Source organism: Bradyrhizobium sp. USDA3516, assembly GCF_057651995.1.
Genome location: NZ_JBYGYN010000021.1, coordinates 1 through 9,155 on the forward strand (window position 1 = coordinate 1; position 9,155 = coordinate 9,155).

Sequence of the window (9,155 nt, forward strand, 5' to 3'; positions counted from 1 at the left end):
CAACCGTCAGCCTTCCGGCTATCGCCAGCTGACCAGTCCGGCTCGCGCCGGCGAACGCGGTGTCCCACCGCCAGTTACACCATGCTCAGGGACACGATCAATTCACAAACGAACAGCAGCTGTTGTGGCCGACTGCGGACCATGCTCGCTGACGGCTGCTGACCGGCTGACCTGCCACTGAATTTTCATCCAGCTGCAGCGAGACCGAACTTTGGACCAGCTGGAATTAGAGTTTTGCGCCTCTGATCACGTTGGCGGGCCGGTAGCGCCGACGTGTTTTTGCAGGAAAATCGGCGGCCGATTGCCGATCGTCCCGTGGGGTCGTTCCTCGTCTAGTATCTGCGCCAAGTCTCAACTTTTTCCTGGGCGTCCGCAAGGGACAGGAACCAATGGGCATTGAGACATTCGGCCGGAAGCGCCCATTGAAGGCTTCGATAAAGGCGTTATCCGGCATGATGTAGCCGGTGTCTTCGTGTTTCCAGGCTCGATCTAGCCCATCAGCGTAGACCGATCCGGGCCTCGGGGCACCGGGAGCACGTAAGTGCGGGCATGGCGTCGCACTGACATGAACTGCTAGTTCGAGGTCGTTATCTGGCCGCCCCGCGACTAGCCCGGATACGCTGCGAGCGCGGATCCGTAATTGTCGTGTTGCCCGCAGCTCCCTTTCGCACTGACCATGGAGGGAGATATGCGCATCATTGGTATGGACATCCATCGCGTCGCGGCCGAGGCCGTGGCGCTGCTCGAGGGACATCTAACGAAGCTCGGCCGCTTTCCCATGACCCGTGACAGCTTGGAGGCTACTCACCCATGACGATCACGTGGTCGAGGCGACTGGCAATGCTGCGGCCGTTGTCGAAGTTCTGGCGCCGTATGTCGACCGTGTTGTCATCGCCAACCCGAAGCAGGTGCGGTTGATAGCGCACGCAAAGATCAAGACGGATGCGATTGATGCCGCGGTGCTAGCGAAGTTGTACGCCACCGGATTTCTTCCGGAGGTCCGGCCTGGGATTGAGCCGGATACGCGATCTGGAGCCGGCCGAGCCGGAGCGCCGCTATGAGCGCGAGAACCCCGGCGAGATCATTCACATCGACATCAAAAAGCTCGGGCGTTTCCGGCGTGTTGGTCACCGTATCACCGGCGATCCGAGTGCTCCGAACAAGAGCCGCGGCGCCGGCTGGGATTTCGTCCATTTCTGCATTGACGACCATTCCCGCGTCGCCTTCTCCGAGATCAAGCCTGACGAGCGGCGGCCAGCGCTGTTCCCTTCCTCAAGGCCGCTGTGGCCTACTACAAAAGCCTCGGCGTCACCGTCACCCGCGTCATGACCGACAATGGAAGCTGCTATCAGGCTTTTGCCTTCCGCCACGCTTGCCGGGACCTGGGCATCAAGCAAATCCGCACCAAGCCTTACACGCCGCGGACAAACGGCAAGGCCGAGCGCTTCATCCAGACCGCACTTCGGGAATGGGCTTACGCCAAAGCCTATCCCACCTCAGATCGACGTGCCGAAGAACTGCCGATCTGGCTGCATCAATACAACTGGCACCGGCCCCGTGGTGCTATAGACTCACAAACGCCGATCAACAGACTTGGGTTGACCAAGGACAACCTCTTGAGGCTCCACAACTAGGGCCCTACGACGCCAAGTCGCGCGCCGTACGCAGCTCGGGTACGCTTGAAGAACCTCATTCAGTCGATCCTTCACGCCCACCTCATTCCGCCCTATCCACACCTCAAACCTTGTAGGGATCAGCGGTCGCAGGTGGCTCGCCGCCCAGATAGTACCTGCCGACGAGCGTGCCGCAATCGAGCGTCACCTGGCGCAGATCGATCTGATCCAGGGTTCATTGAAAGAGGTCGAGGCGGATATCGCGCGTGAAGCGATGTCCGATCCGGTCATTCGGCGGCTGATGACGCTCCCGCGTGGGATATGCTTCGGGCGAGGACACGGGCTTCGCCGACATCCAGCGCTTTGCCGATCCGACCAGGCTGGTGAGCTACCTGCGGCTAGTAAGGCAATCTAGCGAAGGTTCCGCCTACCATGGTAGGATCACCAAACAGGGCCGCGGCCAAGCTCGGTGACGCCCGCAAGGAAGCGGAAAGTTGTCGCCCATCTCGTGGACGCCCACGGGATGAGCGAACGGCGCGCGTGTAAAGCCATCGGCTGTTGCCGCATGACCATCAGATATCGGACAACCCGGGCGGATGACGCTGCCCTACGCCAACGCATGAGAGCGATTGCCGAGGTGCGCCTCCTTCGGCTATCGACGCCTGCATGTTCTGCTCAAGCGGAGGGCTATCTGGCCAACCACAAGAAGCTGTTCCGGCTCTATCGGGAAGAGAGGCTCGTGGTCCGTCGCCGTGGTGGCCGCAAACGGATGCTCGGGACCAGGGCGCCGATCGTGGAGCCGATAGTCCCGAATGACCGCTGGTCGTTCGACTTTGTCTCGGATCAGCTGACTTGCGGCCGCCGCTTCCGCATTCCGACCGTGGTCGACGAGTGCACCCGCGAGTGCCTGTCGTTCGTGGCCGGCACCTCGCCGTCGGGCTCCCGGGTGGCGCGGAGCTGGACCGGCTGATCATACACCGCGGCAAGCCCAAAATGATGGTCAGCGACAACGGCACCGAATTGACCAGCAACGCCATCCTGACATCGGCCAATCAGAGCAGCGTCGCCTGGCATTACATCGCTCCCGGCAAGCCGACGCAGAATGCCTTCATCGAAAGCTTCAATGTTGCTGAACGAGACGCTGTGCAAGCATCGCGCCGGCAACGCGTTAACCTTTGCACCATTTACGAGTCCTGGAAATCAGGCGTGATTCATCCAACAATGTATCTGGGTTGGCACCGCCAGTGTCCCCGAGCCTACGATTTTGCGGTGATGTCTTTTCAAGCCGAAGGTCGCGTTGGACGCCACTACGCGGGCATGCGACGATGTCGACCCGTTTGTTCGATCTATTTCATTTGGTGTCGAGCACGTGACATTGAGACGCATGACGACGTGGCGCGCTATCGATTGGAAGCGCGTGCGATCCGATGCGCTTCCCACATCTTAAGCATCACGTGATGCTGCGCAGCCCATCAAGTTGCGTTCGTGCAGCTGGCACATTGCTTGCTGGACACCAGTCGCCGAGCAAAAGGCTGGTAATATGGCGTTCAATTGCCCGTGCATTCCTCAGGCAAACTAGAATTTCACAAGGGGTGCATGGCGTGTTGAAGAAGACTGCAGATCGTCCATCAATCAGCTCCATATGGTACAACATAGCTAAGTTTCACATGTTGGCGAAGTCACGCAAACCGCTTCAAATGTCTGGAGTGCGACTTTTGAACCGAAAGCCCATTGCAAACGGAGAGCATCGTTCACCGGCGGTGCCGTTTTCCGAAGCATCCTTCAGCCAGTCCGCCAAGCTCAACAAGATCAACACTTGGTGTTCAAGCAAGATTGAGCCTTCCTTTGTGATTAAAGTCATCGAACGATCCCCAGAGCGAGTTGTTCCAATTGTTCCGCGCGTCGAGAACGCTCGATGCTGCATCCAATGGTGGACGATAAACGTTAGCCTGTTTCGGCTGTGGCAAGATCGTGCTCTCTCGATCAACTGTGCCAGCTCACCAACTGGGTCAGATTCCAGGTGGAACAGTGATCGCTCACCGAGTAATTGCCGATCCAGAGGGAAGCCTCAATGGCCCGTATGACCCGCAATGACAAGGTTCATCAGATGGTGGTTGCGAACCGCACCGCGCGTGCGGCGATCGAAGTCGATCAGCTGGTAAAGGTCTACAAGCAAATCCGCGCCGTCGACAACATCTCGTTTTCATTGCCGCGCGGCAGCATCACCGGGCTTCTGGGCGGCAACGGGGCCGGCAAGACCACGACCATAGCGATGATCATGGGCCTAGTGCTGCCGACCTCCGGCCGCGTTCAGGTGCTAGGTCATGAGATGCCCGATGAGAGTGCGTCCGTGCTGGGGCGGATAAATTTCCAGAGTCCCTACGTCGACATGCCCATGCGGCTTACCGTGCGGCAGAACCTCACCGTGTTTGGCAAGCTCTATGCGGTGAAAAACGTCTCGAAGCGCATTGCCGACCTCGCGGCCGATCTCGACTTCACCGACTTAATCGATCGCACCAACGGCAAGCTCTCCGCTGGGCAGAAGGCCCGCGTTGCGTTGGCAAAGGCGCTGATCAACCAGCCTGAGCTGCTCTTGCTGGACGAGCCGACTGCCTCCCTCGACCCCGCTACCGCCGACTGGGTGCGGGCTCATCTAGAGCAGTATCGGCGAGACAACAAGACCACCATTCTCCTAGCTTCGCACAATATGCTTGAGGTCGAGCGGCTCTGCGACCGCGTTATCATCCTGAGACGCGGCCGCGTCGAGGACAACGACACGCCTGATGCGATCATGACCCGCTACAAACGCTCAACGCTAGAGCAGGTGTTCCTGGACGTGGCGCGCGGACGTGTGAACGGTTCAAAAGAGGAAGCGCGATGAGCGGGGCCCTGCCTTTCCGCCGTAGCCTAGATACCGCGGAGTGCAAATGCGGGATAGAACCCGAGTCCGCTGCGACCCATTCTGGCTATGCGGTGCCAAGATGACCAAGCTTCGTCTTCATCATGGCGTGTCAGTGCGGCGCGTCGGCGCCATGATCCTGCGATACTGGTATTTGTTGATGTCCTCTTGGCCGCGGCTGCTAGAGCTCCTGTATTGGCCGGCACTGCAGGTGACTACCTGGGGCTTCCTGCAGCTCTACATTGCGCAAAATTCGAATTTCGGCGCGCGCGCGGGAGGCGCACTGCTTGGTGCCGTCATCCTATGGGACATCTTGTTCCGCGGACAGCTGGGCTTTTCTATTTCTTTCCTTGAGGAGATGTGGGCGCGCAATCTTGGCAACTTGATGATGAGCCCTTTGAGGCCGATTGAGCTCCTGCTGTCGCTGATGGTCATGAGCCTGATCCGGCTCGCCATTGGCGTCGTCCCGATGACCCTGCTCGCGCTGCTCCTATTTCAATTCAACGTCTACGTGCTCGGGCTGCCCCTGATAGCCTTGTTCTGCAATCTGATCTTCTCGAGCTGGGCTGTGGGCATCTTCGTTTCAGGCCTGGTGCTGCGGAACGGCCTTGGCGCTCAGAGCATCGCCTGGACCTTGATTTTCGCGATCTTGCCGCTGGCCTGTGTCTACTATCCAATCGGCGTGCTTCCCGTCTGGCTGCAATACGTCGCGTGGGCCTTGCCCCCGACCTATGTGTTCGAAGGCATGCGCGCCCTCCTGAACGAGCAAACCTTTAGGAGCGACTTAATGCTGGAGGCGTTAACCATCAACTCGGTGCTGCTGGTTGCATCTTTTTGGACATTCTTTGCTCTGTTTCGTAGCACCAAAACGCATGGCTCGCTGCTCTCGGGCAGCGAATAGAGCTGTAAGGGAGCGCGCTAATCGCGATCCGCTTGAAGAGACGGGAAAGCTAGTTCGTCGTCCTCGACGTAAGCGGCAAGCTGAGCAGGCGGCGGGGCTCCATGGATAAGCGCTTCGATTTCGCTGCTCGGCCAACCGTTGGCGATACGATGAAGTGTTAGCGTAAGCCGGGCGAACGGGACGACGTTGTTCATCTTCGCCGTCTGCAGCAGTGTTGCGATAGTTCGCCCAGGTTTGTCCGCCGCCGTCGCTGCCAGCGAAGAGCCTATTCTTTGATGGGCCGTTCGACAACGTTGGAGTCGAGCTCAATCCGACCATCGGCCAGGAAGCCTTCGAAGATGGCACGCCGTGAGACGGCATGGCGAATCGCGTCGGCCAATTTTGATTTGCCGGAGATCCGCCGCAAGGTCTGCTGCCAGAGGTCGAAGAGATCTGCGACGACCGCGGCGGAGGCTTGCCGGCGCGCGGCAACGCGAGTGTCGGGGCTTTGGCCCCGCACGGTTTTCTCGACCTGCCAGAGCTTGGCCATCCGCTCGACCGTCGCCGTTGCCGCCTCTGAGCTCCCTGCAACATGCAGCTCGTAGAACTTGCGTCTGCGGTGTGACCAGCCGGCAGCCAATATGATGCCGTCAGCGATCGGATCGCGCGTGCTTGTTATAGGCCGCATAGCCATCCACTTGCAGGATGCCGCGATATAACCATTGAGATGGCGGACCACGCATTCGCCGGCGCGACTGTCTTCGAAGTGATAAGCCACCATCGGGGGACCGCTGCGGTCAAAAGTTCGGTCATCCCTGGCATAGGCCCATAAGTAGGCCCTCTTTGTCGATCCAGAGCCTCGCGGGGCAGCATCCCGAATGTACGGGCGATTTCAATGGAGATCGCGTGAGACAGGAAATGGCCGCTCAGAGCACTCGACAGGAAGACGTACAGCGCTCGAGCACGCCGCCAGCGTGTTTCAACGGCGGGTGCTCAAAGTTTGGAACGGCTACCTTCATTCACCGGCCCTTCCATTCCCCTCGGGGACTAGAAACAATCGGGCGGGGCCGCGAAGGATACCGATATGGCCACGGCTGAGTACGTTCGTTGATGCGTCTGCTTCGTGGATTTAGCGGTTTAGGAGAACTGGTGTGGCTGGTATCAAAGCCGTCGCTGAACGTCGATCGAGCGTTCTTCATGCTTTCACGCAGCTCAAGGACTTTCGCCCTGGCAAGATCGGCGCGTGATGGCAAAAAAAACATTCGGATCCGGGATCCCAGGGCCGCAGCTACATGGACGCTTTTGCCGGACTTTATTGCGTCAAAATCAAATGCGGCCCGAGCGAAGTCGCGAAGCCATCGCGCGGCAGGCTTAAAAGTTGGTATCTATCACACGTATTCGGCTCATGCGACCGAAGAACCAGGTGCTTGGTAGGGGAGGCATTGCGCCGCCACCCGCGGGCTATTGGCGCACAACTCAGGCGGTGCTCAAGCGTTACGACGTCATATTAATCGGCGACGAAACGATCTGCCCGAACGGCCGAGAATTTCGGCATCGCGCTGCACGGGATCGAGCTTCCAGTTACCAAGACTCTGAGCTCCGGTTACACCGCTGTCGGGCCCATCGTAGGCGAGAAGGTGTACGCAGTCGTGGAGGAGGCCTCTGATCGCTAGGCGCCTCTTCACACGGCTGCACCCTCGGGTCATCCGATTGCGGCAGCCGCTGCGGACGCAGTTCTCGCGATTTTCGAAAAAGAGCGCCTGAGCGACTGCAGGAGTGTCGGCGCTTATATCCAGCGGCGGCTCAAGGAAGAATTTGCGGCGCAAATGGAGATCGTCGGGGTGGTTCGTGGGGTTGGCTTGTTAGGGGCTGTCGAATTCGTTGCAGACCGGCAGTTGAAGAAGCGCTTCGATCCACAGCTCAAGGTCAGAGCGCGCGTCTCGAAAGCTCTAGCTTGGACGGTCTCCTGTCTGTCTCCACCGGACGACACAGGTGTCACCTCGACTTGCGCTCCCGCCAGGTATCCACCTCACCTGACATGCCGAGCGAAAGATGCGTTGCCCCTTTCGGCAAAAGCAACAATAAACCACGAGGACGTAAGCCCAGCAAGACACAGCTATACAGGAGCGGTTTGCTAGCCGCCATGGTCGCGCATCCACCTTGGGATTTAGCAGCTCTCTTGAGCTGCGCAGCAGTCGCTATATTGTCGAAGGGCGAGAGAGCGTCAGCTGATACTACAGCTGCTGCTGCAGAGAAAAATATTCCTCGCGCGTCACTTCGTAATATCGCCAAAACTTGCCACCGTGCCACCGATCGTCGATATAGCGCAGGCCCAACTTCTTGGCCACCGGCTCAGGCCGCGCGTTTCCGCGCTTAATTAGGGCAACAACTTTTTCTTTTGTCGAGTTTCGTAAGGCATGAGTAACGGCAAACCGGGCGGCTTCCATACCTAAGCCTCGTCCCCTTCCGTGTTCGCAAAGGGAGGTGGCGAGCTCAAGATTGTTCGTGCCTTCAAAGTCGCGAAGACCACATCGGCCGATGAAAATAGAACTATCATCGATCTTTTCGTACACCATCCAATCTCCGAAGCCGTTCTTTCGCCATTCGGCGAAGAACCAATGGAGCCATTTTCGTACATTCTCCATGGTCTGCGGCACATTATTGAATACCATCTCCTGGACCAGTGGGTCGTTATGCAGCCTAAACAAATCAGCCTCATGTTCGGGGCGGGGTGCCATAAGGATCAAATGCTCAGTTTCATATTTGGTCATGGTACTCTCCAGGTCGTTGCATTCATCGCCATAGGAAGCAATTACCCATGCGCCTGTTACACCAGTTCAGGTATTGCGCAGCGTGCGCGGTCAATGTCGTTGACCGGCAGTCCTCAGAGAATCGAGTCGAAAGTCACTTTCGCAGCTCATGCCACAGAGCTCCAACAGCTTGTTGGTTGACGCCGACCGATCAGGCCAGAATCATCACTCGGTCAATTGCCAGGTACTGATCTTCGCAAGAGCTTTCAACCAGTATCTCCACTTCTCTAGAGCAGTACCGCGCTGGCGCTGTTGACTATATCAGGCGAATTGCCGGGGGATGCACATAGTTGACGTCTCGGATTGAATAGCGACTGCATCGCTGGAACGCGTCCAGGGGAGAGTTTCCACCGCCATGTGCCTTCCACTGTTCTCCTGTAGGTCCATTGGAGAGGAAAGGGAGCTTCGGTTGGTTTTTCGATTGAATGCACTAAATCCTCCATCAGTATTGCGGCTTTCTGAATTGCAATGCCCATGCCAGCCTCCGTTCCAGCAAGCGGGTATTTGGCAAAGCTAAAGAAACAGGCGCGGGAATAGAAGGTGGGTGTTTTAAAGCGGACAGCGGATTGCCTACTAGTTAGATACTGGACGAGGGACGGGAGCTGTCTGATCGCGATGCTGGTGAGGCTCTGAACGACCTTCCTTGTCGACTAGCCTGGCATCCGGGTTGGGAGCTGGCGAGCTTTCGAGCCACTAGGCCGCACGCTTCACCCAGCTGGCAAGCGTCGACAGTGTGCCAACTCATCCGTTCGGCCGGCAGCAAACTCTTCTTCCGGCCAAACTACTCGCCTGACCTGAAGCAGATCGAACAAGTGTTTGCCAGTCTCAAGCATCTGCTCCGACATGCTTCTGCGCTGACCTTGCCCCACAGGCTTAATCCAGTTTGAAGTTCGCTCTGGCCCACGACAAGGACCAGAGCATGAAGCGCAGCCGCTCTCGGAAGAGCAGATCAT

The 9,155-nt window shown here is 58.1% G+C and carries 5 protein-coding genes and 5 pseudogenes; 6 read left to right on the forward strand and 4 right to left on the reverse strand.

The annotated features are described in order from the left end of the window. Window positions 1–246: 246 nt before the first annotated feature. A pseudogene (locus AC24YW_RS36495) lies at window positions 247–448 on the reverse strand (integrase core domain-containing protein); the annotation flags it as partial. 240 nt (window positions 449–688) lie between these two features. On the opposite strand from AC24YW_RS36495, the pseudogene AC24YW_RS36500 reads away from it, so the two are divergent. The 5 genes and pseudogenes from AC24YW_RS36500 to AC24YW_RS36520 form a co-directional block, all read left to right on the forward strand. Continuing rightward, a pseudogene (locus tag AC24YW_RS36500) lies at window positions 689–1,001 on the forward strand (IS110 family transposase); the annotation flags it as partial. 7 nt (window positions 1,002–1,008) lie between these two features. Beyond that, window positions 1,009–1,634, forward strand: a pseudogene (locus tag AC24YW_RS36505) (integrase core domain-containing protein); the annotation flags it as partial. A gap of 448 nt (window positions 1,635–2,082) precedes the next feature. Beyond that, window positions 2,083–2,753: pseudogene (locus AC24YW_RS36510) on the forward strand (IS3 family transposase); the annotation flags it as partial. Window positions 2,754–3,693: 940 nt separating this feature from the next. After that, window positions 3,694–4,494 carry an ABC transporter ATP-binding protein gene (locus tag AC24YW_RS36515; RefSeq protein WP_487487203.1) on the forward strand — a complete coding sequence of 267 codons (801 nt, stop codon included), beginning with the start codon at window positions 3,694–3,696 and terminating at the stop codon, window positions 4,492–4,494. A gap of 100 nt (window positions 4,495–4,594) precedes the next feature. Next, window positions 4,595–5,413, forward strand: a complete 819-nt coding sequence (locus tag AC24YW_RS36520) for an ABC transporter permease (protein ID WP_487487200.1) — start codon at window positions 4,595–4,597, stop codon at window positions 5,411–5,413. Window positions 5,414–5,430: 17 nt separating this feature from the next. Here the strand turns inward: AC24YW_RS36520 and AC24YW_RS36525 are convergent, their stop codons facing one another. Beyond that, window positions 5,431–5,607 (reverse strand): hypothetical protein, encoded by a 177-nt coding sequence (locus AC24YW_RS36525; protein WP_487487201.1) that lies wholly within the window; start codon window positions 5,605–5,607, stop codon window positions 5,431–5,433. 71 nt (window positions 5,608–5,678) lie between these two features. Beyond that, on the reverse strand, window positions 5,679–6,272 hold the full coding sequence (locus AC24YW_RS36530; protein WP_487487204.1) for an IS66 family transposase: 594 nt from the start codon (window positions 6,270–6,272) through the stop codon (window positions 5,679–5,681). Window positions 6,273–6,815: 543 nt separating this feature from the next. Here AC24YW_RS36530 and AC24YW_RS36535 point away from each other — a divergent pair. Further along, a pseudogene (locus tag AC24YW_RS36535) lies at window positions 6,816–7,341 on the forward strand (aminotransferase class III-fold pyridoxal phosphate-dependent enzyme); the annotation flags it as partial. A gap of 285 nt (window positions 7,342–7,626) precedes the next feature. Here the strand turns inward: AC24YW_RS36535 and AC24YW_RS36540 are convergent. Continuing rightward, window positions 7,627–8,163: a GNAT family N-acetyltransferase gene (locus AC24YW_RS36540; RefSeq protein ID WP_487487202.1), complete on the reverse strand. Its 537-nt coding sequence runs from the start codon at window positions 8,161–8,163 to the stop codon at window positions 7,627–7,629. Window positions 8,164–9,155: the final 992 nt, after the last annotated feature.